Here is a 25879-nt window from a genome sequence, read left to right on the forward strand (position 1 = left end):
ACGTCGCGTCCAGCCCTGGCGACGCGCCGCGGCCCGTCTGTGAGGCCATAAAGGAAGGGCCGCCTTCCGTATCGAGCGGAATGCGGCCCTTCAGGCAGGGAGGAGGTTCAGGCCGAGGCGCGGAGGGCGTCGCGTCTCAGGCTTACGGGTTCGGGGTCGCGCAGGACATAGCCCCGTCCCCAAACCGTCTCGATGTAGTTGTCGCCGCCGGTCGCGATGGACAGCTTCTTGCGGAGTTTGCAGATGAAGACGTCGATGATCTTCAACTCCGGCTCGTCCATTCCGCCGTAGAGATGGTTGAGGAACATCTCTTTCGTCAGCGTCGTGCCCTTTGCGGAGCGAAAGCAGCTCCAGCATCTGGTATTCCTTGCCCGTCAGGTTGACCGTCTTGCCTTCGGATTCGACCGTCTTGGCATCGAGGTTGACGGCGACCTTGCCGGTCTGGATCACCGACTGCGCATGTCCCTTCGAGCGGCGGATGATGGCGTGGATGCGGGCAACGAGTTCTTCACGATGGAAAGGCTTCGTGAGGTAGTCGTCGGCGCCGAAACCGAAGCCCTTGATCTTGCTTTCCGTATCGTCCGACCCGGTGAGAATGAGGATCGGCGTTTCCACGCGGGCCATCCGAAGCTGGCGCAGCACCTCGTGCCCGTCCATGTCGGGCAGGCCGAGGTCGAGCAGAATCAGGTCGTAGTCGTAGAGCTTGGCGAGGTCGATCCCCTCTTCACCCAGGTCCGTCGCATAGACGTTGAGGTTCGCATGGGTCAGCATCAGCTCGATGCTGCGCGAGGTCGTCGGATCGTCTTCAACCAAGAGAACACGCATAGTCACAATCTCCGCAGGCTTGCCATTCGGGGATACATTGGAGCCAAAAGATTAACTGGCGGTTACCCCCGACGAAAGCTAGCACTACACGCTATGGTTGTCTATACCGCTGCAAACTCGTGGCTTTCAAGGCGGCCTCTCCGTGTCGCTCAACTGCAACGTGCCACGCGTCCAGCTCTTCCTCAGACAGGTGATAGGTGTCCAGCGCCTCGGCCCGGGTGATAAGGCCATGAGCGATTGCGCGCACGACCGCCGCCTTTCGGCTGGCGACCCACCTGCGGGTTTCGACGTCCGGCAGGTCGGCGCGGGTCATCACCCTGCCGTCCGGCAGGGTCACCGCCCTTGGTCCTTTCACCTTCTTGAGATACATGGCCGCGTCGTTCCGGGATTGTCACGGCGACCTTTGCCCGGGCTGGCTTAATCTTGGGTGAAGGCCCGACCTTGTGATTTCCGCCAATTTTTCCCATATTCTTCGCGATCTTCCCTTCGCTTCCGGTGACGCCATGCTCGACCGAGCCTCCAGCCTCAATTCCCTGGGCTTCCCCAAGCCGCCTGCCGAGACGCGGGTGGTGGTGGCGATGTCGGGCGGCGTCGACAGCTCGGTCGTCGCGGCCGAACTCGCCCGCGAGGGTTATGATGTCGTCGGCGTGACGCTCCAGCTCTACGACCACGGTGCGGCGCTTGCGAAGAAGGGTGCCTGCTGCGCGGGCATCGACATCCACGACGCGCGCCGCGTGGCCGAGGAGATGGGGTTCCCGCACTACGTCCTCGACTACGAGAACATCTTCCGCGACGCGGTGATCGACGAATTCGCCGACAGCTACCTCGCGGGTGCGACGCCCGTGCCCTGCATCCGCTGCAACGAACGGGTGAAGTTCAAGGATCTGCTGATGACGGCGAAGGATCTCGACGCCGACTGCATGGCGACGGGACACTACATCCAGCGCCGCGTCGGCGCGTCGGGGCCCGAGTTGCACCGGGCGGCCGATGCCGCGCGCGACCAGTCCTATTTCCTGTTCTCGACCACGCCGGAACAGCTCGCCTTCCTTCGCTTTCCCCTCGGCCACCTGTCGTCGAAGGCCGAGACGCGGGCGCTTGCCGCGACGCACGGTCTGACGGTCGCCGACAAGCCCGACAGCCAGGACATCTGCTTCGTCCCGGACGGCAACTATGCCGCGCTGATCGAGAAACTGCGCCCCGGCGCCGCAGAACCGGGCGAGATCGTCCACGCCGATGGCCGGATCCTGGGAGAGCACAGGGGCGTCATCCACTACACCATCGGACAGCGCCGGGGCCTTGGCATCGGCGGGCTGGACGAGCCGCTCTACGTGGTCAAGCTCGACGTCGACGGCCGCCGAGTGGTCGTCGGGCCGAAAGACCTGCTGGCGACCCGGACGATCGCGGTGCGCGAGGTCAACTGGCTGGGCGACGCTCCCTTCGACAGCCGTTCCGAGTGGCCGCTCACGGTCAAGATCCGCTCGACCAAGGCGCCTGTGGAAGCGGTCGTGCGGCCGCTCTCGGCGACCGAGGCCCAGGTCGAGCTTCTGTCGCCCGAGGAAGGGGTTTCGCCAGGTCAGGCCTGCGTCTTCTACGAGCCGGACGGCACCCGCGTCTTCGGCGGCGGCTGGATTTCGCGCTAGGCGGGCAGTCCCAGACCGTCGAGAACCGCGCGCGCAGCGCGCAGACCCGGAGGCTCGCCGCCCTTTCCGAGCTTGTCCATCGTCTCGTTCATCGCCGCGACCTGCGCCGCCCGCGCCGCACCGTCCGTGAGAAGCGCTGCCAGCGCCGCCCCGACTGGCTCCGGTCGGCACGCGGGGCCGAGGAATTCGGGCACGACCTTTCGACCGGTGACGAGATTGACCAAGGTGACGGTGTCGATCAGGGCCATCCGCGACATGATCTGCCACGAGATCCAGTTCATGTCGTACGCCACGACCATTGGCGTCCCGGCGGCGGCCAGTTCGAGACTGACGGTCCCGCTCGCCGCAAGCGCTGCATCCGAGGCGCGGAAGGCCGCGCGCTTGACGGCGTCGGCCGCGGGATCTTTGCGCGAATCGAGAACCACCGGCGCGCCCGGCCAGTCCCTGACGGCCTCAATCACCTGCGCCGCGACGGATCGGGCGGCGGGAACGACCACCCGGGCCTCCGGTTGCGCCGCGAGAACGTGACGCAAGGCCTCGCCGAAGACGGGCGTCAGCCGCCCGACCTCGGCTCGCCGCGATCCGGGCAGGACGAGGACGAGGGGCGCGTCGCCAAGGCCCGACGCCTCGCGGAAGGCGCGGGCCTCCTTCTCGGTCGCCACCGGCTCGGCGACGACGGGATGGCCGACGAAGTCGCAGCGCATCCCTGCGGCCTCCATGTAGGGCGGCTCGAACGGCAGAAGCGCCAGAACCTGGTCGATGTGACGCGCCATCTTCGCCGCGCGACCCGGACGCCAGGCCCAGACGGATGGCGCGACATAGTGGACGGTGCGGATCGGAGCGGCGGACTTGACCAGCCGCGCGAGGCGCAGCGAGAAGTCGGGCGCGTCGATGGTGACAAGCGCGTCGGGCGCGACGTCCAGGCAATCGCGCGCCGCCTCGTTCAGCCGACGGCGCAATGCGGGGTACTTCGGCAAGATCTCGGCGATCCCCATGACGCTGAGATCGTCCATCGGGAACAGGCTTTCCATCCCCGCGGCCTGCATCAGAGGACCGGCCACGCCGCGGAGTTCCAGGTCCGGGTGCAGCGCCTTCAGCCCCGCGATCAGCGCCGCGCCGAGCTTGTCGCCCGACGCCTCGCCCGCCAGAAGCCAGAGCTTCAGGGGCATGTGGGACAATGCGTATTTGCGAAGATATGAAGCATCAGCCGCGCACCCAGAGAAAGAGCCCGGCCTTGTCGGCGGCGCGCGTCACGCGGTCGAGGCCGAGGACCATCACCTCGTCCCTCGCGACCACGATGCCATCGAGACCGGCGCGCTTGGCCGCGGTGACGGTATCCGTTCCGATCATCGGCAGATCGACGCGCCGGTCCTGACCGGGCTTCGCGGCCTTGTAGATAAGGCCGCCTCCCCCGTCGGGCCGGTGCCGCAGCGAGGCGAGCATCCAGTCGGTGCCGAAGACGCCCTCGACCGCCAGCGCCTGCCCGGACAGCACAGCCACGGCCTGCCCGATGTCGAGGTCGCCCATGCCCGCGACGATGGCGGCGGCGCGCTCGGCGTCGGCCTCGTTGGTGGGGTCCGGCCGTCGTGCGGTGGGAACGCCTGCGTCGGGCAGAAGGGCCGGCAGGATCTCGTGGGCCGCGCGGATGGTGAAGCCGGCCTCCTCGAAGATCGACAGAACCGCACGCAAGGCGCCATCGTCCCCCTGGCCGAGCGCCGCCAGGATGCGTGGCACAAGCGGCTGCGTCGCGGCATCGATCCGTGCGGGATCGACGTCGGGCCGCCGGATACCGCCTGCGAAGCACACCTCGGTCACGCCGAGTGCGCGCATCTCTTCGATGAGCGTGCCCAGTTCCTCGATCCGGAAGCGGCGGTCGGGCACCAGGAAATCAGGATCGAACCCCTCGGGCGAGGCGATGAAGGGCAAGTCTTCGAGGCTATCCACGAGAACCGCCGGCAACTTGCCCCGCCCCGCGATCAGCGCAAGCACCTCAGCGCTCCGGCGTCAGGAAGTGGCGGTCGCTGTCGGCGAGGATGAAATCGACGATCTCGCGGACATAAGCGCTGGCGGTCTCGTCCCTCAGCCGCCGCGCGCGGTCGGCGAAGGCGCCCTCGCCCTGTGCCAACATCTGGAAGGCGGCGCGAAGTGCCGTGATGTCCTCGCGCGACACGCCTTTGCGCTTGAGCCCCACGAGGTTCAGCCCGTCGAGTTGCCCGCGCGGGCCCTGCACGAGGCCATAGGGAATGACGTCGTTCGTGACCATCGTGACCGCGCCGATGATGGCACCCCGCCCGATCCGCACCCACTGGTGGATGCCCGAGAGGCCGCCGATGATGACGTCGTCCTCGATCACGCAGTGGCCGGCGATGGCGCCCTGGTTCGCGACGATGACCCTGTCGCCGACGATGGCGTCGTGAGCGACATGGGCGCCGGTCATGAAGAGGCAGTCGTCACCGACGCGCGTCAGACCGCCGCCGCCCTCGGTGCCGGTATTCATCGTGACACCTTCGCGGATGCGGTTGCGCTTGCCGATGACAAGCCGCGTGGCCTCGCCCTTGAATTTAAGGTCCTGAGGGATCTCGCCGATCACCGCGCCGGGGAAGATCGCCGTCTCGTCGCCTACGTCGGTATCGCCGGTGACGACGGCATGGCTCTTGACGACAACGCCCGCGCCAAGGCGCACCCTTGCGCCGATGAGAGAGAACGGCCCGACGGTCGTGCCGGGACCGATGTGAGCACCGTCTTCCACGACGGCCGAAGGGTGCACGCGGGCAGTGGCGTCGATGCTCACTTCGGAAGGTCCATCATCGCGGTGAACTCGGCCTCGCAGGCGACCTCGCCCTCGACGGTGGCGACACCGCGGAACTTCCACACCTTGCCGCCGCCGCGCAGGGTCTCGACCTTCATGCGAAGCGTGTCGCCGGGACCGACCTTGCGGCGGAACTTTGCGCTGTCGATGGCCATGAAGTAGACGCCGAACTTCTTGTCCGCCAGATCGAGACCGACGCCCGCGACGACCGCTGCCGTCTGCGCCATCGCCTCGACCATGTAGACGCCGGGAAACACCGGCATTCCGGGGAAATGCCCGGTGAACTGCGGCTCGTTCATGGTGACGTTCTTGATGCCCACGCCCGAGGCGGTTCCGTCGATCTCGACCACCCGGTCGACAAGCAGGAACGGGTAGCGGTGCGGTATGATCCGCTGGATCAACTCGATGTCGGCGGTCTTCAGATCGCTCATGGGGATGGTCCCTTTTTTCCAGCGGTATCAAGCGGGGCGGCTCGCGGCAAGCGCGGGCTCACTCGGCCTACTTGCCCTCGGCGGCGTTCACCCGACGGATCGCCTCGTCGGTGATGTCGATGGAATCGGCCGACAGAAACACGTCGCGCCGGTCGAGAACTACCAGCGCTCCCTTCTCGCGGACGATCTCGGAGATGATGACCGCCACATCGCGGAAGAAGACCGAGCGCGCCTCGTCCCGCGTCCGCGTCAGGTCACGCGCCTTCTGGTCCTGCTCGTCCCGGATGCGCTGGACGCGCTCGTCGAACTCGTTGGCAAGGTCGCGGAAGGCCTCGGCCTCGAGATCGGCGCGCTGCTCGGTCAGGCGACGCTCCTCGGCGATCAACTCGCCCTCGATGCGCTGGTTCTCGGCCGCGAGCGCCTGCGCCTCGGCCTCGAGCCCGGCGAGAGTGTCGGCACCGAGCTTGGTCTCGGAAAACAGCCGGTCCTGGTCGATCGTCAGCACCCCCGCCTGCACCGGGGGAACGCCCGTCTCCTGCGGCCGGGCCGCCGTGACAGGTCCCAGGGCGAGAAGGACCGCGAGCCAGAGCGCGCGGCCCATCCTAGAACTGGGTCGAGATCGTGAGGTCGAAGCTTTTCTCGACATCGAGGTCGTTCTTCTGGATCGGCTTGGCGAAGTTCATCTTCAGCGGTCCGATCGGCGTCGTCCAGTACAGCGAGAAACCGACGGCCGAGCGCAGCTCGAAACTGTCGTCCACCGTCGCGACGCCGGCCGTGTCGTCGAGACCCCAGAGCGAGGCGAAGTCGGCGAAGACACCGCCCGACAGCCCGTACTCTTCGGGCAGGCCGAGCGGGAAGTCGGCCTCGAACCGGAGAGACGCAAAGTTGTTGCCGCCGAGCACTTCGGGTTCCGCCGCACCCGTGTCGCGCGGTCCGACCTCACGCGAGGCGAAGCCGCGAAGCTGGCGCGAGTTCAGGAAATAGCGGTCCGTGACGCGCGTGCCGCCGTCGCCGATGGAGCTGATCGTGCCGCCTTCGAAGATCGCGCGGAGGGTGACCTCCTCGTTCAGGAAATCGCGCTGTGCGACCCCCCTGACCGAACTCTTGACGTATTCCACGTCGCCGCCCAGGCCCGCAAACTCTTGCCCGAAGGACACGCGGACGCCCCGGTTCGGGTTCAGGCCGCCCCTGAGGAGGTCGAGCGTGTAGTCATAGCCGAGGGACGACCGGAAGAGGTCTCCTTCCTCGGCCTGGATGATGGGCGACGCATCTGTCGAGACGTCGACGATCTCCTCCCTGGCGGCCTCGTATCTCAGCGTCAGGCGACCGTTCTCGCTGACCGGGAACGACAGGCTGGGCGAGATGCTGGCGACCGTCGTGTCATAGGTGGCGTTGTCGTAGTCCGACGTGATGTAGGCGAGGCGCAGCCCGAAGGTCAGGTCGCGGCCGAGGAACGCCGGTTCGGCGAAGCTGAACGTCGAACGCGAGTTCTCGGTGCCGCTTTCGAGGTTGAACGACAGGCTCTGCCCCCGCCCGAGGAAGTTCCGCTCGGAAAAGCCGATCAGCAGCGCAAAGCCGGACTCGTCGTTGAAGCTGCCGCCGAAGGACAGCGATCCCGTCGCCTGCTCCTCGACGTTGACGTCCACCACGACCTGGTCGGCGGACGAGCCTTCGCGCGTCTCGACATCGGCGTTCGAGAAGAAACCGAGGGCGCGGATGCGCTCGGCGGCGTTGCGGATCTCGCGCGGGTTGAAGGGATCGCCCTCGACGGTGTCGAACTGCCGCCGGATCACGCGGTCGAGCGTCGTGCGGTTGCCCTCGATGTCGATGCGCTCCACGAAGACGCGGGGACCGCGGACCAGCGCGAACTCGACATTCAGCGACAGGTCGCGGTCGTTGCGGGTCACGCGGGGATCGACGCGCAGGAAGTCGAAACCGTCCTGAAGCGCCTTACGCTCGAGCCGGGCGATGTTCTCGTCGATCAGCGACGGCGACCAGGTCTGTCCGGGCCGGATGCGAAGCGCGCGGCGGTAGGCCTCGACGTTCAGGTTGGCGTATTCGCTCGACACCGAGACCTGGCCCACGTCGAAGCTCTGCCCCTCGCGGACGTTGAAGGTGATGAAGGTCGCGTCACGTTCGCGCGACAGCTCGCTCGCCACGTTCAGCACCTGGAAGTCGACGTAGCCGCGCGAGCGGTAGAAGTCGGTCAGAAGCTGGCGGTCGAAGTCGATCCGTTCGGGGACATAGGTGTCGCGGCCGATGATCGTACGCAGGAAACCGGCCTGCTTGGTGTCGATGACGCGGCGCAGGCGGCGGTCCGAGAAATCGCGATTGCCGACGAAGCTGATGCGCTCGTTCTCGACGGGACGGCCCTCACCGATCTCGAAGATCAGGTCGACGCGGTTGTCCGAGCGCCGGATGATCTTGGGCGTGACCGTGGCCGACAGCCGCGCGGCGGCGTTATAGGCGTCGGCGATGGCGGCGGCGTCGGTCGCGGCGGCCTGGGGCGAATAGACCCGGCGCGGGGTCGAGGTCACGACGGGCAGAAGCGCCTCGTCGGTGATGCGCTCATTGCCCTCGATGCTGATGCGGTTGATCGTCGGACGCTCGACCACGGTCACGACGAGACCCGAGCCGGTGGTCTGCACGTCCGCGGTCTCGAACAGGCCCGAACCCATGATCCGCTGGAGGCCGTCGTTGATCTGTCCATCGGTGGCGCTTGCGCCCGGCTGAATGCCAAGAAGGCTGACGATGGTGCTGTCGGGAATGCGCTGGTTGCCGTCGACCTGGACCGCGCCGACCCTGACCTGCGCCTGTGCCGCAAGACCCGCGACCGCGACCGCAAGTCCGAGACACGCCGCCCTCACGCCGTTCGATGCCACCCTGACCATCCGCCCTGCCCCGCCTGTTCCTGTTTGAAACGTGAGTAGTCGGATTCTGAGGGCCTGTCAAAAGCCCGACGCCGCCCCGTGAGGGCGGCGTCGCTGGTCGTGTGTGTGTGCGGTGGCGTAGGGTCGGGCGTCAGGACGTGCCGAAATAGGCACCCAGCCAGAGTGCGGCGCCAAGCGCCGTCAGGACGAACAGACGGTCGAGGTTGAGTTCGACCAGAAGTTCGAAGCCTTGGTATCCCCTCTGGATCGTTTTCATCGGCTTGCTCCGCCAATCGTGTGCTGTGCAGGTTAACGCCTAGGCACGAAATGTGACTGGATTGGGGCAGGTGAGGGACGTTCCTGTGGCTTACAGGATAAATCTGCACCAAATGTCGTTTCCGAAGGCGAAGACCATCAGCGACAGCACGAGGAACAGCCCGATCCCCATCATCACGTTCATCGCCCGATCCGGCGGCGGGTGCCCCGTCAGCGCCTCCCAGGCGTGGAACACGAGGTGACCGCCGTCGAGGACCGGCACCGGGATCAGGTTCATGAACCCCACGGCGGCCGAGATCACCGCGATGAAGAAGATGAAGTCCGAGACCCCCTTCGCGGCAACTTCGCCCGAGGTCTTTGCGATGGTGATGGGACCCGAGACGGCGCAGGTCGAGATATCCTGGTTGATGACGCTCCAGATGCCCTGGACGCTCATGTCCACCACGAACCACAGGCGCTCGGCGCCATACCCCATGGCTTCGATCACACCGGGGGTCTCGGTCTCGAAGTCAATGACGGCCCCACCGTGCATCCCGATCAGGTAGCGCGTCTCGAACCCGCCGTCCGGCGCGGGTGTGTCCCGCCTCTGTGGAGTGACCGACAAGGTCAGCGTCTCGCCGTTGCGCCAGATGCCGAGGTTCAGCGGCTTGCCCTCGGAATTGCGCGTGGCGTCGTTCAACTCCTGGAAATCCGCTATGGTGGTTCCGTTGACCGACACGACAACATCGCCCGGTTCCATCCCGGCGGCAGCGGCTGCGCTGTCCGGCGAGAAATCCGAAGCGATCGGTGGCGTCAGCCACGGCCCTTCGACGACGATCTCCTGCCCGTCACGCAGAACGGTGTAGTCGAGGCTGGGGCTCGGCTCGATCTCGTCGGCGGCGGCGTTCATCTGTTCGGCCGTGGCGGCGGGAACGCCCTCGATGGCAACCAGCGTGTCGCCGGGAGCAAGCCCCTCGACAGCGGCGGGATGAGGCTTCACCTCCGAGACGACGAGCGGCTCCTTCTGGATGCCGAAGTACAGAACGAACGCGGTGAAGATCAGGAACGACAGGATGAAGTTGAAGGCGGGCCCCGCGAACACCGTCGCCGCCCGCGCCCAGAGGGGGGCGCCGTGCATGGTGTGGCGCCGTTCTTCCGGCGTCAGCTCGGCCAGCACGTCGGGGTCGGCCTTGTCGGAAGCCGCACTCTTGTCGCCAAGGAACTTGACGTAACCGCCAAAGGGCAGCGCCGCGATCTGCCAGCGCGTGCCGTGCTTGTCGACCCGAGACGCCAGCACCGGCCCGAAGCCGAGCGAGAACACCTCGGCCTTGATGCCCGACCAGCGGCCGACGATGTAGTGGCCGTATTCGTGGATGGCGATGATGACGGACAGGGCGACGACGAAAGCCACCAGCGTGAAGGCCAGGTTTCCGAAGACCGGGATCAGGGAGTCCATGCCTGCGCGTTCTCTCTCTCAGCTCTGCAAGGCGTTAATCGCCTCTTCGGCCCGGATACGGGCCGCCTTGTCTGCCTCGCGGACAGTGTCGAGGTCAACTGCGGCGCTGTCGAGGCCCTGCGCTGACATAATTTCGATCACGCGGGATACAACGTCCGCCATGTCGGTGAAACGGATCCGCTCGTCGAGGAACGCGTCGAGCGCGGCTTCCTTCGAGGCGTTGAAGGCGGCCCCCGCAAGCCCGCCGATCCGCATGACCTCCCGCGCGAGGCCAAGCGCGGGATAGCGCGCCTCCTCGGGATCGCGGAACGTCAGGCTGCCGATCTTCGCGAGATTCAGTCTCTCGACAGGCAATTCCGCCCGGTCGGGAAAGCTGAGGGCGTAGCCGATGGCGTGACGCATGTCAGGGGGGCCCACATGGGCGATGAGCGCGCCGTCGCGGTGGCCGACAAGGGCGTGGACCAGGCTTTCGGGATGGACGATGACCTCGATCCTGTCAGGGTCTATGCCGAAAAACTCTTTTGTCTCTATGACTTCCAGCGCCTTGTTGAACATGCTGGCGCTGTCGACCGTGATCCGCTGGCCCATGTCCCAGTTCGGATGCGTCGCCGCCTGCTCGGGCGTCGCCTCCGCCAGCCGCTCGATCGGCCAGTCGCGGAAGGCCCCGCCCGAGGCGGTGATGATGATGCGTTCGACTGTTTCGGGCCGTTCGCCGCGGAGCGCCTGGAAGATCGCCGAATGCTCGCTGTCGACGGGCAGGATCGTCGCCCCGTGTCGCGCGGCGGTCCGTAGAAGAAGCGGCCCCGCCGTCACGAGGCTTTCCTTGTTGGCCAGCGCCAGCGTCGTCCCCTGCTCGAGCGCCTTCAGACCGGGCGGCAACCCCGCCGCGCCCACAATGGCCGACATGATCCAGTCCGCTGGTCGCGCGGCCGCCTCGCAAATCGCCGCTTCGCCCGCCGCCGCCTCGACACCGGAGCCCGCCAGCGCCTCGCGCAGAGCAGGCAGGCAGTCTTCATGCGCAGTGACGGCGACCTCGGCCCGCAGCTCCCGTGCGTCGCGCGCCAGTGCCGCGATGTTCCGGCCCCCGGTCAAGGCCACTACGCGATAGTCGTCCGGCGCGCGGCGGATCAGGTCGAGCGTGTTCGCCCCGATCGAGCCGGTCGCCCCGAAGACCGAAACGCGACGGGTCATCTGATGCCGAAGGGGAAGTTGATGATCTGGCTGATGAGCAGAAGGAACAGCGCGGCGCCAAGCATGGAGTCGAACCGGTCGAACAACCCGCCATGCCCCGGCAGGATGTTCGAGCTGTCCTTGACGTCGAAGCGGCGTTTCAGCGCACTTTCCGCGACATCGCCCAATTGTCCCGCTATGGCGATCGCGACCGAGACGCCGATGATCTCGCCGCTCGCACGGCCGTCGATGACGTAGGCGAGGCCCACCCCCGCCGCCCCGACCCAGCCCGCCACGGTCCCCGCCCATGTCTTCTTCGGGCTGACGCGCGGCCAGAACTTGGGTCCGCCGATCAAGCGGCCAGCGAAATAGCCCAGGATGTCCGACGCGATGACGCAGAGAGCCAGCCACGCCATCCAGACGAAGCCGTGGTCGTCCCGCAGGAAGACAAGGCCATAACCCGCGAAGAGGATCGCCGACGTGAAGAGGGCATAGGTCAGGCGATGACGCTCGAGCTGCGCGATGCCGATGAGGACAGGGGCGAAGACGAAGGGAAGCGCATAGCCTGCGGGCAGGTTGACGAGCAGGAGAAGCGCCAGCGAGGCCAGCCCGCCGAGCGACAGCGCCAGCGTCCCTGCCCCGATCATCCGCGCCACTTCCCACACCAGAACCCCGGCCACGACCGAGACGAGAAGGTGGAACGGCACTCCGCCCAGCCACATGAGGTAAAGCCCGACGACCGAGACGATGCCGCCCGAGATCAGGCGCTGCGACAGATCATGCCACTTGCCCCCGGCAGAGGTCATCCGGGCACGGCTCCGTACCGTCGCTCCCGGCGCGTGAAGCTGGCAAGGATGCGTCCGAACTCGTCCCGCGTGAAATCGGGCCAGAGCGTGTCCACGAACTCGTATTCGGAATAGGCCGACTGCCAGAGAAGGAAGTTGGAAATCCGCGCCTCTCCGCTCGTCCGGATGACGAGGTCGGGATCGGGCAGGACATAGGTGTCGAGGTATCGCGCCAGGGTTTCGGCGTCGACGGCTTCGGGGTCGATGCGCCCCGCCTTGACCTCGCGGGCGAGACGCTTGGTGGCGCGCGCCACCTCGTCGCGGCCGCCGTAATTCAGCGCGATGGTCAGATGGACCGTATCGTTGTGGCAGGTCAGAAGCTCGAGCTCGTCCATCAGCGCGACGAGCGTCTCGTCCAGCTTGATGCGGTCGCCGATGAAACGGACGCGGACGCCGGCGTCGACCAATTCCTTGGTCTCGCTCATCAGGTAGCGCTTGAAGAGCTTCATCAGCCCCGAAACTTCGGACTGAGTGCGCTTCCAGTTCTCGGTGGAGAAAGCGAAGATCGTCAGGTACTTGACCGCGAAGTCGGGGCAGGCCTCGACGATTTCGCGGACGCGGCGCGCCCCGGCATGGTGGCCGAAAAGGCGTGGCTTGCCACGTTTCTGGGCCCACCTCCCGTTGCCATCCATGATGATCGCAACATGCGCGGGGCTTGCCCGGTCTGTATTCTTGCCCAAGTCGGTTCTCCTGGTCACTCGCCCCACGTCAGCAGGTTACACCTGCATGATTTCTTCCTGCTTGCTTTCCAGCGCAGCGTCGATCTTTTTGATCGCCTTGTCGGTCGCGTCCTGCACGGCGGCTTCCCAGAACTTCTGGTCGTCTTCGCTCATGCCGTCGGACTTCGCCTTCTTGATCTTGTCCATGCCGTCGCGGCGGACGTTGCGGACAGCCACGCGCGCGTTCTCGGCATAGTGGCCCGCAACCTTCGTCAGCTCGCGGCGGCGCTCTTCGTTCAACTCGGGGATCGGCAGGCGGATGATGGTGCCGTCGACCACGGGATTGATGCCGAGGCCCGACTCGCGCAGCGCCTTTTCGACCTTGTTCACCAGCGCCCTGTCCCAGACGTTGACCGTGATCATCCGAGGCTCGGGGACGTTGACCGTGCCCACCTGGTTGATCGGCGTGAGAGCCCCGTAGGCATCGACCATGATCGGCTCGAGCATCGAGGCCGCGGCACGGCCCGTGCGCAGTGACAGGAATTCCTGCCGAAGCGCCGCCATTGCGCCTTCCATCCTCCGTTCGAGGTCGTCGATGTCTAGGTCTTCTGCCATGCCTGTTCCGTCCGTTCTAAAGCGGTTCGGGTCCGAAAGTCGCCCTTCTATACCTGCATCGGTCGCAGGATGTATAGAGCGGCCGTGGCAAGCCCGTGCAGGCGATGCGCAATTTTCATGGCGATGGTTTGCGCTCGGCCGTGTCGAGCCAGATCGTCACCGGGCCGTCGTTCACGAGGCTGACCTTCATGTCCGCGCCGAAACGTCCCCGCGCGACCGTGAGCCCGAGACGGGCCAGTTCGGTCGCCAGCGTCTCGACCAGCTCGGCGCCCAGGTTCGGCGCCGCGGCCTGCGAGAAGCCCGGACGGTTTCCGCGCGAGGTGTCGGCGGCCAGCGTGAATTGGCTGATGATCAGAACTGATCCGCCCTGGTCCGTCACCGACAGGTTCATGCGCTGGTCGGCGTCGCGGAAGATGCGCAGCTTCGCGATCCGCCCCGCCAGCGCCAAAGCTTCGTCAGGCCCGTCGCCCTGCATCGCGCAGGCGAGGATGACGAGGCCGGGCCCGATCTCGCCCACCACCGAGCCATCGATTCTGACGGCGGCTTCGGTGACTCTTTGAACAAGGGCGCGCATGGTTCCTTTCTCTCACGCCGCCTGGGCTGCGTCGAGGGCAGGATCCTTGCCTGCGGCGAGGTCGTCCGGTGTCGTGACGATGCGCGGCTCGGGCGTCAGGCGGCCACAGGCGCGCATCTGTTTGGCGATGACAGGAGGTGTGCCGAGCGTCGCCCGGCCGGTTTCCCAGTCATGCCAGGCATCGGAATGACGAACGGCCGCGCCGCATTCGGGCAGGGTCAGCGTATCGCCCTCGGCATGAAACTGAAGCCCATCCCCCATCTCCTCGCCGACGACACGCGCCTCGAGGCGGGCGCGGCAGAGTGCGGCGAAGACGATGGCGGCCGAGAAGGTGAAGCGGTCGACGAGGACCGTCACCGGCCGGCCGAAGGCCTCGATCCGGTCGAGTATGGGAAGGTGCCTGATGAAATCGCCGCCCGGATTGCCGCGCAGATCGACGACGAGCGGCCCCTTGTGGCGTTCGAGCATTTCGTCGGCCCGCTGCAATCGGGACGCCACCGAGACAGGATCGGAGGAGAAGCTGTCCAGCCGAAGGACACCTTGCCTCGGTCGATAGGGATCGCGTCCCGGCGTCGGATAACCCTGTTCGCCTACGGGATAGTGGACGAGGGCGCGGATCCGATCGGTCTCGCGGACGGTGACGTTGCGGCCCTTGGTGAAGCGATAGGTCACGGGCTCGCCGCGCTTCGCCACGCCAAGACGCTCGAGCGCGGGCGACCATACCAGCGGCAGCCCCCCGATCACGCGGCGCCGCGCCGACGTCCCGGCCAGGTAGTCGCCGAGGCGGTCGTGCAGCTCCTCGACGCACACGCCGTTGACGCTGACCACCCGCCGCGCCTCGGGACAGGACCAGAGCCCCTGCCCCGACCACACGAGACGCAAGGGATAGACCTTCGCGGCGGCGTTCGGGATCAGGCGCGTGTGACCGTTGCCGGCAAGGGCGAACAGCCGCATCGCCTCGAGCATCATGTCTTCGCAGTCACCGACGGCGGCTTCGACCCGACCCATACCCTCGAGCACAAGCTCGGAAGCCACGCCAGCCATCGCCCGGTCGCGGATCAGTGCCTCGCGGATGCCCGCCAGGTCCCGAGAGCCGTCCATGTCAGCCTGACACTGTGGTGTAGGTCCCCTGTCCCGACAATATGCCGCGAAAACCGCCGGGCTCGTCCAGCGAGAAGACGATGATCGGCAGCTTGTTGTCACGCGCCAGCGCGATGGCCGATGCGTCCATGACCCGCAGGTTTTTCCGCAGGACCTCGTCGAAGGACACGGCGTCATAGCGCTTTGCGTCCGGGTTGGTCTTGGGGTCCTTGTCGTAGACCCCGTCGACCCCGTTCTTGCCCATGAAGATGGCCTGGCACGACATCTCGGAGGCGCGCAGCGTCGCGGCGGTGTCGGTGGTGAAGTAGGGGTTGCCGGTGCCCGCGGCGAAGATGCAGACCCGGCCCTTCTCGAGATGACGCACCGCGCGTCGGCGGATGTAGGGCTCGGCGACCTCGTCCATGCGGATGGCGCTGATGACGCGGGTGAAGACACCGACGCCTTCAAGGGCCGACTGCATGGCAAGGGCGTTCATCACCGTGGCCAGCATTCCCATGTAGTCCGCCGTCGTCCGCTCCATCCCCTGGGCCGAGCCCGCCAGGCCGCGGAAGATGTTGCCGCCGCCGATGACCATGCAGATCTCGACGCCCATGGCCTGGACGATCTTGATCTCCTTCGCGATGCGCTGGACCGTGGGCGGATGCAGGCCGTAGCCCTGATCGCCCATGAGCGCTTCACCGGAAATCTTGAGAAGCACTCGTTTGTAAGCGGGCCTCGCGGTCTCGGTCATATGTCTGTCCCTTGCTCGCTCTTTGCGCCCCGCGCGAAAATGTCGGAAAAGCGCGGGAGGTTCAACGAGGGATCCATGCCGCGACCGACAGAGATGCTCGACCGAACGCGGCCCGTCCTTCTCGCCGGCCCGACAGCCAGCGGAAAATCGGCTCTCGCCATGGAGATCGCGGCCTTCCTCGGCGGTCCCGTCGTCAACGCCGACGCGCTCCAGGTCTATTCCGACTGGCGGGTTCTGACGGCGCGCCCGTCCGAGGCGGACGAAGAAGCCCTGCCGCATCGCCTCTACGGTCACGTCCCCGGCGAGCGGCCCTATTCCGTAGGCGACTGGCTGCGCGAGGTCGCGCCCCTCCTCGACGGCCCGCCGCCCGTGATCGTGGGCGGGACGGGTCTCTACTTCACCGCGCTGACGGAGGGGCTGGCGGACATCCCCGAAACTCCGCCCGAGGTGCGCGAGGAGGCGACGATGCGGATCGAGGCCGAGGGTCACCGCGCCCTCCTCGCCGACCTCGACGATGCCACGGTGGCGCGGATCGATACCGCCAACCCGATGCGCGTTCAGCGCGCGTGGGAGGTCTTGCGCGCGACGGGGCGTGGCCTTGCCGCGTGGCAGAACCGGACGCCCCAGCCGATCCTGCCTCTCGACGCGGCGCAGGCCCTGTTGATCGACGCGCCGAAGGACTGGCTGACGCCCCGCATCGAGCGTCGCTTCGACGCCATGTTGCAAGGGGGCGCATTGGAGGAAGCGCGGCGCAACGCCGCCGGCTGGCGTTCCGACCTGCCCTCGGCCAAGGCCATCGGCGCAACAGAACTGGTGGCGCATGTTCGGGGGGAGATGGCGCTTGAAGACGCGCGTGCCGCCGCAATCGTCGCGACACGGCAGTACGCCAAGCGTCAGCGCACCTGGTTCAGGGCGCGGATGAAGGCCTGGCGTCCGATCGGGGCGACGACCTAGAGCGGCCAGAAGAACGGGATGAGCAGCGAGGCGAGGATACCCGTCGTGAGGTTGAGCGGGATGCCCACCTTCAGGAAGTCCGCGAAGCGATACCCGCCCGGACCATAGACCATCATGTTCGTCTGATAGCCGATCGGGGTGGCGAAGCTGGCCGAGGCAGCGACCATCACGGTTACGACCAGAGGCCGTGGGTCGATCCCGAGGCTCGCGGCCAATGCAATCGCCACTGGCGTCACCACGACCGCCACGGCGTTGTTCGACACAAGCTCGGTCAGGAAGCTGGTCAAGAGGTAGACCGCCCAGACCACCAGGAACGGCGGCAGGCTGGCGAGGAAGGGCGTCAGCGCGTCGACGATCAGGACGACGGCGCCCGAGCTTTCGAGCGCGGCACCGATCAGCAGCATCGAGAAGATGAGCGCCAGAAGATGGCCGTCGATGGTCGAGAAAGCCTCGTCGGAATCGATGCAGCGGGTCAGGAGGACGACCGCCACCGCCACCATCGCAAGCGCGAGGATGGGCGCCACACCGGCGGCGGCGAGGATCACGATCCCGGCCAGCGCCAGCAGCGCCACGGGCGCGTGGCCGCGACGATAGGCGCGCGCGGTCGGCTGCGAGACGTTGACGAGGCCCGCGTCCGCCGCAAGTCGCTGGATGTCCTCGGCCACGCCTTCCAGGAGCAGCGTATCGCCGACGCGGATCACCACGTCGTCGAGTTGGCGTCCGATGTTCTCGTTCTTGCGGTGGACGGCCAGCGGATAGACCCCGTAGCGGCGGCGCAGGCGGAGCGAGCCGAGCGAGCGCCCGACAAGCGTCGCGCCCGGCGTGATGAGGACCTCGACCGTCGTCGTCTCGACCGAGGACAGCTTGTCGACGAGACGGACGTCGCGCGAGGCCTGAAGGCCCAGAAGCTCTTCCATCTGGGTGCGCAGGACGACCCTGTCGCCCGGCTCGAGCACGACCGAAGCGAGGTTGCGCCGCAACGACAGGTCGCCCCGCAGCACGTCGACGAGGCGCACGGCATCGCGCTTGAAAAGGTCGATTTCGGTCACGTTGCGGCCGATCAGCGTGCTGTCCTCGGGCAGCGCCACCTCGGTGAAGAACTTGCGCTTGGACGGATCCGACAGGAGGTTGGCCATGCTGGCGCGGTCGGGCAGCAGGTGTCGCCCGACGACGTAGAGATAGAGCCCGCCCCAGACAACGAGGATCAGCGCAAGCGGTGTCACTTCGAAGATGGTGAATGCTTCGAGCCCCTTGGCGCGCGCGACGCCATCGACGAGAAGGTTCGTCGAGGTGCCGATCAGCGTGCAGGTGCCCCCAAGGATCGCGGCGTAGGACAGGGGGATCAGAAGCTTGGACGCCGGAAGGCCGATGCGGTTCGCGAGCTGCACGAAGACGGGGATCATCACCAGGACGACGGGCGTGTTGTTGACGAAGGCCGACGAGAAGACGACGAGGACCATCAGTCCGAAGATCGCCGTGCGCGGCTTGGTGTCTGCCTTCGCGTCCGCGATCCGGGTGAACCATCCAAGCGCCCCCGTCCGGACGAGGGCTCCCATGACGATGAACATCGCCGCGATGGTCCAGGGCGCCGGGTTCGACATCACCGCCAGCGCCTCTTCGTAGGGCAGCACGCCCATGACCAGAAGGACCGTCGCGCCGGCGATGGCGGTCACCTCGGGGGGATAGGTCTCGCGCACGAAAAGGGCGAACATGCCTGCAACGACAAGCAGGGTCACATAGGCGGGCCAATGGCCCGGCAGGGTCACGAGGTCAAGCATCCGACCGAGTTTCGCCGCTCTCGTCAGGCGCGGCAAGCAGTGACGCGCCCGCCTTCTTCGGTTGCACGAGGACCGTGCCGAGAAGCATCACCGCCATCGCCGCCCAGACCCAGGGCGAGAAGGTCTCGGACAGGATCGCCATTGCCCAGAGGACGCCGAAGCCCGTCACGAGATAGCTGACCTGCACCGCAAAGACCGCCCCCGCGCGGCCCACCATCCAGACGTAGCCGGTATAGACGGCGATGTTGATGACCGAGGAGAGGACAAGTGCCGCCTCCGGCGCGCCCCAGGGCGGGCGGGGGTCGATCCACTGGCCGGTGGCAAACGCCATCGGGACCACCAGAACGAGGCTGAGAAGTACGGCGCCGTGCAGAACGCCCACGGGCGTCAGCCCCGCCGTGCCCCACTTCGCGACGATGTTGCCTTCCAGCGCATAGAAGAAGGGCGCGACGAGCGCGAGCGGGACAAAAACGATCATCGCGCGGTCGGGCAGGCTCGCCTCGGGGCCGACGATCATCAGGACCCCGGCGAGACCGAGGAGGAGGCCTGCGGCTCGGACCGGCGAGTATCGTTCGGTCCTCAGCGCAAGAGCGAGCGGGAAAGCGAAGATCGGTACCAGTGACAGAAGGATCGACACGAGGCCGGACGGCAGGTGGCGCACGGCCTCGAAGCTGAAGGCATTGGGGATCACCGTTCCGGTCAGCGCAACGGCGGCGTAGACAAGAAGTGCTGCGCGGTCCGTTCGCAGCCGCGCGCCCAGAGCCGCCTGCACGGCGGTCAGAAGCGTCGCCGCGATGACAAGCTGCCAGACCATGAGGCCAAGCGTGCCGTGTCCGCCGCCGACCGCGATCTTCGACAGGGGCTGCGACAGACCCCATCCCGCCCCCATCAGCGCAAGGGCCGCATAGAGGCCCGCTGTCCGTCCTGTCACATGCCTGTCCCTTCGGCGCAGTCCGCCCGCCAGATGATCCATCCGGCGGGCGGTCCGCAAGGGTCGGCGTCTTAGGCGGGCACGGTGTTCCGCGCCACAGTCACAACGAAGATCAGCATGGACGCCATCGTCAGGATCGAGCCGAGCGCGGCGAAGGCCTCGCCCTGCTCCGAGATCGCAAGGGCGATGCCCGGCACCATCACGACGAGGCCCGCGAGGGCGACGAGATAGTGGATCTGGGCCAGTCGCGTCGCGGCAGCCCGCGGCACGGAGTGGTAGTAGAGCCCGAAGAGCCCCATGCTGGCCCAGCCCACGAGGTTGAGGTGCGCGTGCGCCGGCGCCATCGTGTGGTCCTGCGAGATCGACATGAGGATCCCCCAGGACATCCCCAGAACGACGGCAAACGCGCCGGTCAGGAAGAAGCGGTAAGCGACACCGTTCATGCCCTGCCCTCCCCACGAAGTTCAGAACCGCGCCCGAAGCGCGAGTCGATACTGTCTTTGGTCATTTTTCCCATCCCTCTCACGCGCACGCCGTCCTCGTTCCGAACAGCCGCCGACTCATGCGGACGGATCCGACGGGAAGGTTCATGCAACTCGCAAGTGGGTTCTCAATATCACCGCCGATTTCACCTGTGAATCGGAATGATGGGTCAGGGCGACGGGCTGAGCCGTCCGCCCTCGCGCACCATTTCGGCCGAAGTGGCCTTGCCGGTGCGGTCGTCGGTCTGGACCAGGAGCCCCGAGAGCGTGGCCTCGCCCGAGGCGGGCTGAAAGCGGCCCTTGCCCATGCCGGTGACGAAGCGGCGGAGGGGCTCGTCCTTCTCCATCCCGATGACGGAATTATAGTCGCCGCACATGCCGGCATCGGTCAGGTAGGCCGTGCCGCGCGGCAGGATCATCGCGTCAGCCGTGGGGACATGCGTGTGGGTGCCGACGACGACGCTCGCGCGCCCGTCGCAGAAGTGACCCACGGCCATCTTTTCGGAGGTCGCCTCGCAATGGATGTCCACGAGGCTCGCCTGCACCATCCCACCCAAGGGATGTTTCCGCAGGATGTCGTCGAGCGCCGAGAACGGATCGTCGAAGGGCCGCTTCATGAAGACCTGGCCCAGCACCTGCGCCACCAGGACCTTTCGCCCGCCCGGGGCGTCGAAGACCCGCGCACCGACGCCAGGAGCCGCCTTCGAATAGTTGATCGGCCTGATGATGCGCGGTTCCTTCTCGATCCCGGCCAGCATCTCCTTCTGGTCGAAGGCGTGGTCGCCAAGCGTCAGGACATCCGCGCCCGAGGCCAGGAGTTCGGTTGCATGTTCGGGCGTCAGCCCCACGCCAGAGGTCGCGTTCTCGGCGTTGAGCACCACGAAGTCGGCGCGGAGGCGCTGGCGGAGAGCAGGCAGACGGTCGCGGACGGCATTGCGGCCGGCCCGTCCCATCACGTCGCCGAGAAAGAGAAGTCGCATGGCCCCGCCCTACCCCCGCCTGCGCGGAGTGGCAAGCCGACGCTGTCAGGCGGGCCAGTGTGGCCCGGTTTCGGTCACTATGAGGTCGAGCGGCTCGTCGGTCGTCTCGACGGGAACCTCGGCCATCCGCTGTGCCTCGTAGGCCACGCCGATGGCCGTCACCGGGCCTCCCGCGGCCCTGAGGCCGGCGAGCGTCCGGTCGTAGAAGCCGCCGCCATAGCCCAGGCGGAACCCGCGTGCATCGAAGGCGGCCAACGGCACGATCAGGATCTCCGGCGTCAGCTCCTCGGTCGCCTGAGGGACGAAAGTGCCGAACTTCTCTTCGCGCAAGAGGTCGCCCGGACGCCAGCGGCGGAAGACGAGCGGCGCATTCTTTGCCACGACGACCGGAAGGCAGAGGTCGTGCGTCGCGGCGAGGTCGTTAAGGGCCGGGCGGACGTCGATCTCGGCCCGGATCGGCCAGAAGGCCGAGACGACGCGGCCCGGAGCGGCGCGGACCGCCTCGATCAGCGCCCGGTTCGCCGGACCCGCAAGGGCGGGGTCGACGGCGGCCCGCGCGGCGATCGCCTCCTGTCGGGCAGCAGCCTTGCGCTCGGCCAGCGTCACAGAAGGACCAGCGAGGCGAGGCCCAGGAAGGCGAAGAAACCCACCACGTCCGTCACCGTCGTGACGAAGGTGCCCGAAGCGAGGGCCGGGTCGATGCCGAAGCGTTCGAGCGTCAGGGGAACGAGCACACCCGACAGGCCCGCGACCAGTAGGTTCACCACCATCGCCACAGCGATCACCACGCCGATCAGCGGCTCGCCGAACCAGATGGAGCCCACGAAAGCCATGACGACGGCGAAGAGGCAGCCGTTCAGCAGCCCCGCCATCGCCTCGCGCCGGACGACGCGCCAGGCGTTCGACCCCGTCAGGTCGCGGGTGGCCAGCGCGCGCACCGCGACCGTCATCGACTGGGTGCCCGCGTTCCCGCCCATGCTGGCCACGATTGGCATGAGGACCGCCAGCGCCACCACCGCCGAGAGCACGTCCTCGAAAAGCGAGATCACGACCGAGGCGAGAATAGCCGTCAGAAGGTTCACGCCAAGCCAGGGAAAGCGCCGCCGCACGATCTCGAAGGTCGAATTCGACAGGCTCTCGTCGCCCACACCGGCGAGACGAAAGACGTCCTCTTCGTGCTCCTCGTCGAGGACGGCCATGGCGTCGTCGATGGTGATGACACCCACGAGCCGCCCGTCGGCGTCGGTCACGGGCGCCGAGATCAGGTGGTACTGGTTGAAGGCATAGGCCACGTCGCCCTCGTATTCGTCGACCTCGAACTTGCGGAAACTCTCCTCGGTGATCGAGGCGAGCGGCGTGGTGCGCGGCGACGACATGATCCGGCCGAGCGTGACATAGGACACGGGCCGGTGGCGCGGGTCGACGAGGATGACGTGGTAGAACTGCTCGGGCAGGTCGTCCTGGCCGCGAAGATGGTCGATGGTATCGCCGACGGTCCAGTGCTCGGGCGCGATGACCACCTCGCGCTGCATCAGGCGTCCGGCGGAGTATTCGGGATAGGACAGCGCCTGCTCGACCGCGATCCGGTCGACCATGTCCAGTGCGTCGAGAACGGCCTCCTGCCGGTCTTCGTCGAGGTCCTCGATGATGTCGACGACATCGTCCGATTCGAGCTCGCGCATCGCGTCGGCGAGCTGTTCCGAGGTCAGCGTCTCGATGACCTCTTCCCGGATGTCCTCGTTGATCTCGGACAGCACCTCGCCGTCGATCAGACTCCCCGCGAGTAGTACCAGCTGACGCCGTTCGTCGGGCTCGACCTGTTCGAGAAGGTCGGCGATGTCGGCGGCGTGCATCGGCTCGAAGAGCGCGGTCAGTCTGGCCTTGTCGCCCTCCGCCACAGCCTCGAGGACCTGCGCGACTGCCCTGTTGTCCAGGGCGTAATCCTCGTCGACCGACCGATCCTCTTCCGCGACGGGAGTCTCCTCAGTCTCGGGCGCGTCGGTCATGGGCGGGCTCCTCTTCTGGCGCGCAACCTAGACAATCCCCCGGGATGGACAACCGAAAGATATCCTCGATACCTTCCGATCCATGACCAGCACTCCTGAACTCCTGATCGGCCAGACGCTCGACTTCCCGGCCGATCCCTTCGAGGCGGGATGGGACGTGGTGCGCCATGACGCGCGGGGCGCGATCCTGATCGAGAACGGACGTATCGCGGCCACCGGCACCGCCGACGACCTGCGCCGTTCACATCCGACAGCGCGCATCACCGACTACGGCGACGCCCTCATCCTGCCCGGCTTCATCGACGCCCACGTTCACTATCCGCAGACCGGCATCATCGCCTCATGGGGCAAGCGGCTGATCGACTGGCTGAACGACTACACGTTTCCCGAGGAGCTTCGCTTTTCGGACCCCGGCTACGCGCGACAGGCGGCGAAGCTCTTCTTCGACCTCTCGCTCGCTCACGGAACCACGACGGTTTCGAGCTTCTGCACCGTCCATCCCGCAAGCGTCGACGCCTTCTTCGCCGAGGCGCAGGCTCGCGGCCTCTGCGCGGTCGGCGGCAAGACCTGCATGGACCGGAACGCGCCCGACGGGCTGACCGACACCGCGCAGTCGGCCTACGACGACTCAAAGATCCTGCTGGAGCGCTGGCATGGCCAGGACCGCCTCCGCTACGCCGTCACGCCACGCTTCTCGCCCACGTCGACGCGCGAGCAGCTTCAGGCGCTGGGCGCGCTCTGGGCCGAACACCCGGACTGCCCGATGCAGACGCATCTGTCCGAGCAGACCGACGAGGTCGCCTGGGTCCGCGACCTCTTCCCCGAAGCCCGCGACTACCTCGACACCTACGAGGCGGCGGGTCTCCTTGGTCCCGGCGCGATGTTCGGCCATGCGATCCACCTGACCGAGCGCGAACGTGCGCGGCTGAAGGAGGCGGGCGCGGCGCTGATCCACTGCCCGACGTCGAACACCTTCATCGGTTCGGGCCTCTTCGACCTCGCCGGGCTGAAGTCCGGGGGGCAGACCGTGGGCCTTGCCACCGACACCGGTGGCGGTTCCTCCTTCTCGATGCTGCGAACGATGGCGGCGGCCTATGAGATCGGCCAGCTTCGCAGCCGCCCTCCCCACCCCGCCGAACTGCTGTGGCTCGCCACCGAAGGCTCGGCTCGCGCGCTGCGGCTCGATGATCGCATCGGACGCCTCGCGCCCGGATGCGACGCCGACCTCGTCGTTCTCGACCTCGCCTCGACGCCCGTGATCGCGCAACGCGCCGCTCGCGCCGAGACGATCTGGGTGGCGGTCTTCCCGACGATCATGATGGGGGACGACCGCGCCATCCGCGAGGTCCGCATCCTTGGCCGGCCGGTCGATCGCGTATTTGAAGCAAGATGAAGCGGTTGCCGTTCATCTTCTTCCAATACGCATTTGCCGACAGTGACGCCGTAACCCGCGATCGGAAGGCGTGCAAACAACCCTTAGCCTGCGAGCCGGGCGACGGCGCGGCGTGCCGCCGCAAGAGGCGCGGCCATGTCCACCGTGGCGATCCTGCCGTCCGAAACCACACGGCGACCTTCGACGAACAGGTCACGAACCGACGATGGGCCTGCGAGAAGAAGGGCCGCGCTGTCCCAGGACCCCGCGCTTTCGATCCCCGAGACATCCCAGCCCGCGATATCGGCCCGCATCCCGACCCGGATCCGCCCGATATCGTCTCGACCCAGAGCGGCCGCCCCGCCGACCGTCGCGATGTGCAGCGCGTCGCGCGCGCTCATGGCGTCCGCGCCGTGCGCGACCCGCTGGAGAAGCATGGCCTGCCGCGCCTCGGCCAGAAGGTTCGCTCGATCGTTCGACGCCGATCCGTCGACACCGAGGCCGACGGTCACGCCCGCATCCCGCATGGCTCGCACCGGTGCGATCCCCGATCCGAGCCGGCAGTTCGAGCACGGGCAATGGGCAACCGCGGTGCGTGTTCTGGCAAAGAGATCAATCTCCTGCGCGTCGAGCTTCACGCAGTGCGCATGCCAGACGTCGGGTCCGGTCCAACCCAGGTCCTCGGCATACTGGCCCGGCCGGCAGCCGAAGGTCGTCAGCGAATAGCGCACGTCCTCGTCGTTCTCGGCCAGATGCGTGTGCAGCCTGACGCCCTTTTCGCGGGCAAGGATCGCCGCATCGCGCATCAGCTCGCGGCTGACGGAGAAGGGCGAGCAGGGCGCCACGCCGACGCGGACCATGGCGCCGGGTGCCGGATCGTGGAAGGCGTCGATCACGCGCAGGCAGTCCTCGAGAATGGCGTCTTCCCTCTCGACCAGAGTGTCGGGCGGCAGGCCGCCGTCGCTTTCGCCGATCGACATGGCCCCGCGCGTCGGGTGAAAGCGAAGCCCGACCTCGGACGCGGCGCCGATGGTATCGTCGAGCCTTGCTCCGTTCGGATAGAGGTAGAGGTGATCGGACGTCGTGGAACAGCCCGACAGGGCCAGTTCGGCCAGCCCGAGCGTCGCGGACAGCGCGAAATCCTCCGGCGTGAACCGGGACCAGATCGGGTAGAGCCGCTTCAGCCATCCGAAGAGAAGCGCATCCTGCGCGCCGGGCACGGCGCGGGTCAGCGTCTGGTAAAGGTGGTGGTGCGTGTTCACGAGGCCTGGCGTCAGGACGCATCCGGCGCAGTCGAGCACCTCGGCCCCCGCCGCGTCGAGCCCTTGCCCCACGGCGGCGATGACCCCGCCCTCGATCCGGACGTCGGCGTTCCGAAGCTCGGCCCCGTCCATCG

Annotated in this window: 26 protein-coding genes and 1 pseudogene; 3 read left to right on the plus strand and 24 right to left on the minus strand. The window is 67.0% G+C overall.

All coding sequences use genetic code 11. From position 1 onward, the window contains the following. Nucleotides 1-107: 107 nt before the first annotated feature. Nucleotides 108-825: pseudogene (gene ctrA / locus EF888_RS10545) on the minus strand (response regulator transcription factor CtrA). Between the two features lie 91 nt (nucleotides 826-916). After that, nucleotides 917-1195, minus strand: a complete 279-nt coding sequence (gene sciP, locus EF888_RS10550; RefSeq protein ID WP_109758964.1) for a CtrA inhibitor SciP — start codon at nucleotides 1193-1195, stop codon at nucleotides 917-919. A gap of 133 nt (nucleotides 1196-1328) precedes the next feature. Between sciP and mnmA the strand changes: the two genes are divergently transcribed. Then, entirely contained in the window at nucleotides 1329-2465 is a 1137-nt protein-coding gene (gene mnmA, locus EF888_RS10555) for a tRNA 2-thiouridine(34) synthase MnmA (protein WP_109759029.1), read from the plus strand. On the opposite strand, the gene lpxB is transcribed toward mnmA, so the two are convergent. From lpxB to pyrH, 15 genes are all read right to left on the minus strand, one after another. Beyond that, nucleotides 2462-3628, minus strand: coding sequence for a lipid-A-disaccharide synthase (gene lpxB / locus EF888_RS10560; protein WP_164721792.1), 1167 nt, complete (start codon nucleotides 3626-3628; stop codon nucleotides 2462-2464). The genes mnmA and lpxB overlap by 4 nt on opposite strands. A gap of 40 nt (nucleotides 3629-3668) precedes the next feature. After that, complete coding sequence (locus EF888_RS10565) at nucleotides 3669-4454, minus strand: LpxI family protein (protein ID WP_109758966.1); 786 nt, start codon at nucleotides 4452-4454, stop codon at nucleotides 3669-3671. 1 nt (nucleotide 4455) lies between these two features. Continuing rightward, nucleotides 4456-5256, minus strand: a complete 801-nt coding sequence (lpxA, locus tag EF888_RS10570) for an acyl-ACP--UDP-N-acetylglucosamine O-acyltransferase (RefSeq protein ID WP_109758967.1) — start codon at nucleotides 5254-5256, stop codon at nucleotides 4456-4458. Further along, nucleotides 5253-5705, minus strand: a complete 453-nt coding sequence (fabZ, locus tag EF888_RS10575) for a 3-hydroxyacyl-ACP dehydratase FabZ (RefSeq protein ID WP_109758968.1) — start codon at nucleotides 5703-5705, stop codon at nucleotides 5253-5255. Before fabZ ends, lpxA begins: the two co-directional genes overlap by 4 nt. 67 nt (nucleotides 5706-5772) lie before the next feature. Then, nucleotides 5773-6306 carry an OmpH/Skp family outer membrane protein gene (locus EF888_RS10580; protein ID WP_109758969.1) on the minus strand — a complete coding sequence of 178 codons (534 nt, stop codon included), beginning with the start codon at nucleotides 6304-6306 and terminating at the stop codon, nucleotides 5773-5775. A gap of 1 nt (nucleotide 6307) precedes the next feature. After that, the gene (gene bamA / locus EF888_RS10585; RefSeq protein WP_109758970.1) at nucleotides 6308-8596 is read right to left on the minus strand and encodes an outer membrane protein assembly factor BamA; all 2289 of its coding nucleotides are present in this window, start codon (nucleotides 8594-8596) and stop codon (nucleotides 6308-6310) included. A gap of 130 nt (nucleotides 8597-8726) precedes the next feature. Continuing rightward, entirely contained in the window at nucleotides 8727-8852 is a 126-nt protein-coding gene (locus EF888_RS22460; RefSeq protein ID WP_277601042.1) for a hypothetical protein, read from the minus strand. Nucleotides 8853-8942: 90 nt separating this feature from the next. Next, nucleotides 8943-10286 carry an RIP metalloprotease RseP gene (rseP, locus tag EF888_RS10590; protein ID WP_109758971.1) on the minus strand — a complete coding sequence of 448 codons (1344 nt, stop codon included), beginning with the start codon at nucleotides 10284-10286 and terminating at the stop codon, nucleotides 8943-8945. 18 nt (nucleotides 10287-10304) lie between these two features. After that, the gene (gene dxr / locus EF888_RS10595) at nucleotides 10305-11477 is read right to left on the minus strand and encodes a 1-deoxy-D-xylulose-5-phosphate reductoisomerase (protein WP_109758972.1); all 1173 of its coding nucleotides are present in this window, start codon (nucleotides 11475-11477) and stop codon (nucleotides 10305-10307) included. Beyond that, complete coding sequence (locus EF888_RS10600; protein WP_109758973.1) at nucleotides 11474-12262, minus strand: phosphatidate cytidylyltransferase; 789 nt, start codon at nucleotides 12260-12262, stop codon at nucleotides 11474-11476. The genes dxr and EF888_RS10600 overlap by 4 nt, the downstream gene beginning before the upstream one ends. Beyond that, nucleotides 12259-12933, minus strand: a complete 675-nt coding sequence (gene uppS / locus EF888_RS10605; RefSeq protein WP_241239889.1) for a polyprenyl diphosphate synthase — start codon at nucleotides 12931-12933, stop codon at nucleotides 12259-12261. Before uppS ends, EF888_RS10600 begins: the two co-directional genes overlap by 4 nt. Nucleotides 12934-13017: 84 nt before the next feature. Then, a complete protein-coding gene (frr, locus tag EF888_RS10610; RefSeq protein ID WP_109758975.1) occupies nucleotides 13018-13575 on the minus strand; it encodes a ribosome recycling factor in 558 nt (185 codons plus the stop codon). A gap of 115 nt (nucleotides 13576-13690) precedes the next feature. After that, nucleotides 13691-14149, minus strand: coding sequence for a D-aminoacyl-tRNA deacylase (gene dtd, locus EF888_RS10615; RefSeq protein ID WP_109758976.1), 459 nt, complete (start codon nucleotides 14147-14149; stop codon nucleotides 13691-13693). Between the two features lie 12 nt (nucleotides 14150-14161). Then, nucleotides 14162-15250, minus strand: a complete 1089-nt coding sequence (locus EF888_RS10620; RefSeq protein WP_109758977.1) for a S41 family peptidase — start codon at nucleotides 15248-15250, stop codon at nucleotides 14162-14164. Between the two features lies 1 nt (nucleotide 15251). Continuing rightward, on the minus strand, nucleotides 15252-15980 hold the full coding sequence (gene pyrH, locus EF888_RS10625; RefSeq protein ID WP_109758978.1) for a UMP kinase: 729 nt from the start codon (nucleotides 15978-15980) through the stop codon (nucleotides 15252-15254). Nucleotides 15981-16055: 75 nt separating this feature from the next. Between pyrH and miaA the strand changes: the two genes are divergently transcribed. Further along, nucleotides 16056-16934 carry a tRNA (adenosine(37)-N6)-dimethylallyltransferase MiaA gene (gene miaA, locus EF888_RS10630; protein WP_206508487.1) on the plus strand — a complete coding sequence of 293 codons (879 nt, stop codon included), beginning with the start codon at nucleotides 16056-16058 and terminating at the stop codon, nucleotides 16932-16934. Here the strand turns inward: miaA and EF888_RS10635 are convergent. The 6 genes from EF888_RS10635 to mgtE all read right to left on the minus strand — a co-directional run bounded on the left by EF888_RS10635 (nucleotide 16931) and on the right by mgtE (nucleotide 23111). Then, entirely contained in the window at nucleotides 16931-18712 is a 1782-nt protein-coding gene (locus EF888_RS10635) for an SLC13 family permease (protein ID WP_109758980.1), read from the minus strand. The two genes, miaA and EF888_RS10635, sit on opposite strands and share 4 nt — an antisense overlap. Further along, nucleotides 18705-19643 carry a DMT family transporter gene (locus EF888_RS10640; protein ID WP_241239869.1) on the minus strand — a complete coding sequence of 313 codons (939 nt, stop codon included), beginning with the start codon at nucleotides 19641-19643 and terminating at the stop codon, nucleotides 18705-18707. Before EF888_RS10640 ends, EF888_RS10635 begins: the two co-directional genes overlap by 8 nt. 71 nt (nucleotides 19644-19714) lie before the next feature. After that, a complete protein-coding gene (locus EF888_RS10645; protein ID WP_109758982.1) occupies nucleotides 19715-20086 on the minus strand; it encodes a hypothetical protein in 372 nt (123 codons plus the stop codon). Nucleotides 20087-20295: 209 nt separating this feature from the next. Beyond that, on the minus strand, nucleotides 20296-21105 hold the full coding sequence (locus EF888_RS10650) for a TIGR00282 family metallophosphoesterase (protein ID WP_109758983.1): 810 nt from the start codon (nucleotides 21103-21105) through the stop codon (nucleotides 20296-20298). A 45-nt stretch (nucleotides 21106-21150) separates the two neighbouring features. Further along, nucleotides 21151-21711: a 5-formyltetrahydrofolate cyclo-ligase gene (locus EF888_RS10655; RefSeq protein ID WP_109758984.1), complete on the minus strand. Its 561-nt coding sequence runs from the start codon at nucleotides 21709-21711 to the stop codon at nucleotides 21151-21153. After that, nucleotides 21708-23111, minus strand: coding sequence for a magnesium transporter (mgtE, locus tag EF888_RS10660; RefSeq protein ID WP_109758985.1), 1404 nt, complete (start codon nucleotides 23109-23111; stop codon nucleotides 21708-21710). Before mgtE ends, EF888_RS10655 begins: the two co-directional genes overlap by 4 nt. Before the next feature lie 82 nt (nucleotides 23112-23193). Between mgtE and guaD the strand changes: the two genes are divergently transcribed. Next, nucleotides 23194-24504 carry a guanine deaminase gene (guaD, locus tag EF888_RS10665; RefSeq protein WP_109758986.1) on the plus strand — a complete coding sequence of 437 codons (1311 nt, stop codon included), beginning with the start codon at nucleotides 23194-23196 and terminating at the stop codon, nucleotides 24502-24504. Between the two features lie 83 nt (nucleotides 24505-24587). On the opposite strand, the gene EF888_RS10670 is transcribed toward guaD, so the two are convergent. Then, nucleotides 24588-25877: an 8-oxoguanine deaminase gene (locus EF888_RS10670; protein ID WP_420902669.1), complete on the minus strand. Its 1290-nt coding sequence runs from the start codon at nucleotides 25875-25877 to the stop codon at nucleotides 24588-24590. Nucleotides 25878-25879 lie beyond the last annotated feature (2 nt).

Origin of the sequence: Silicimonas algicola, assembly GCF_003970735.1 — a bacterium.
Classification (GTDB): domain Bacteria; phylum Pseudomonadota; class Alphaproteobacteria; order Rhodobacterales; family Rhodobacteraceae; genus Silicimonas; species Silicimonas algicola.

Coding starts and splice junctions, on each gene's coding strand:
- sciP (WP_109758964.1), bottom strand. CDS start 1,195: ATGTATCTCAAGAAGGTGAAAGGACCAAGGGCGGTGACCCTGCCGGAC.
- mnmA (WP_109759029.1), top strand. CDS start 1,329: ATGCTCGACCGAGCCTCCAGCCTCAATTCCCTGGGCTTCCCCAAGCCG.
- fabZ (WP_109758968.1), bottom strand. CDS start 5,705: ATGAGCGATCTGAAGACCGCCGACATCGAGTTGATCCAGCGGATCATA.
- EF888_RS10580 (WP_109758969.1), bottom strand. CDS start 6,306: ATGGGCCGCGCGCTCTGGCTCGCGGTCCTTCTCGCCCTGGGACCTGTC.
- bamA (WP_109758970.1), bottom strand. CDS start 8,596: ATGGTCAGGGTGGCATCGAACGGCGTGAGGGCGGCGTGTCTCGGACTT.
- EF888_RS22460 (WP_277601042.1), bottom strand. CDS start 8,852: ATGAAAACGATCCAGAGGGGATACCAAGGCTTCGAACTTCTGGTCGAA.
- rseP (WP_109758971.1), bottom strand. CDS start 10,286: ATGGACTCCCTGATCCCGGTCTTCGGAAACCTGGCCTTCACGCTGGTG.
- dxr (WP_109758972.1), bottom strand. CDS start 11,477: ATGACCCGTCGCGTTTCGGTCTTCGGGGCGACCGGCTCGATCGGGGCG.
- EF888_RS10600 (WP_109758973.1), bottom strand. CDS start 12,262: ATGACCTCTGCCGGGGGCAAGTGGCATGATCTGTCGCAGCGCCTGATC.
- uppS (WP_241239889.1), bottom strand. CDS start 12,933: ATGGATGGCAACGGGAGGTGGGCCCAGAAACGTGGCAAGCCACGCCTT.
- frr (WP_109758975.1), bottom strand. CDS start 13,575: ATGGCAGAAGACCTAGACATCGACGACCTCGAACGGAGGATGGAAGGC.
- dtd (WP_109758976.1), bottom strand. CDS start 14,149: ATGCGCGCCCTTGTTCAAAGAGTCACCGAAGCCGCCGTCAGAATCGAT.
- EF888_RS10620 (WP_109758977.1), bottom strand. CDS start 15,250: ATGGACGGCTCTCGGGACCTGGCGGGCATCCGCGAGGCACTGATCCGC.
- pyrH (WP_109758978.1), bottom strand. CDS start 15,980: ATGACCGAGACCGCGAGGCCCGCTTACAAACGAGTGCTTCTCAAGATT.
- miaA (WP_206508487.1), top strand. CDS start 16,056: ATGCCGCGACCGACAGAGATGCTCGACCGAACGCGGCCCGTCCTTCTC.
- EF888_RS10635 (WP_109758980.1), bottom strand. CDS start 18,712: ATGCTTGACCTCGTGACCCTGCCGGGCCATTGGCCCGCCTATGTGACC.
- EF888_RS10645 (WP_109758982.1), bottom strand. CDS start 20,086: ATGAACGGTGTCGCTTACCGCTTCTTCCTGACCGGCGCGTTTGCCGTC.
- EF888_RS10650 (WP_109758983.1), bottom strand. CDS start 21,105: ATGCGACTTCTCTTTCTCGGCGACGTGATGGGACGGGCCGGCCGCAAT.
- mgtE (WP_109758985.1), bottom strand. CDS start 23,111: ATGACCGACGCGCCCGAGACTGAGGAGACTCCCGTCGCGGAAGAGGAT.
- guaD (WP_109758986.1), top strand. CDS start 23,194: ATGACCAGCACTCCTGAACTCCTGATCGGCCAGACGCTCGACTTCCCG.
- EF888_RS10670 (WP_420902669.1), bottom strand. CDS start 25,877: ATGGACGGGGCCGAGCTTCGGAACGCCGACGTCCGGATCGAGGGCGGG.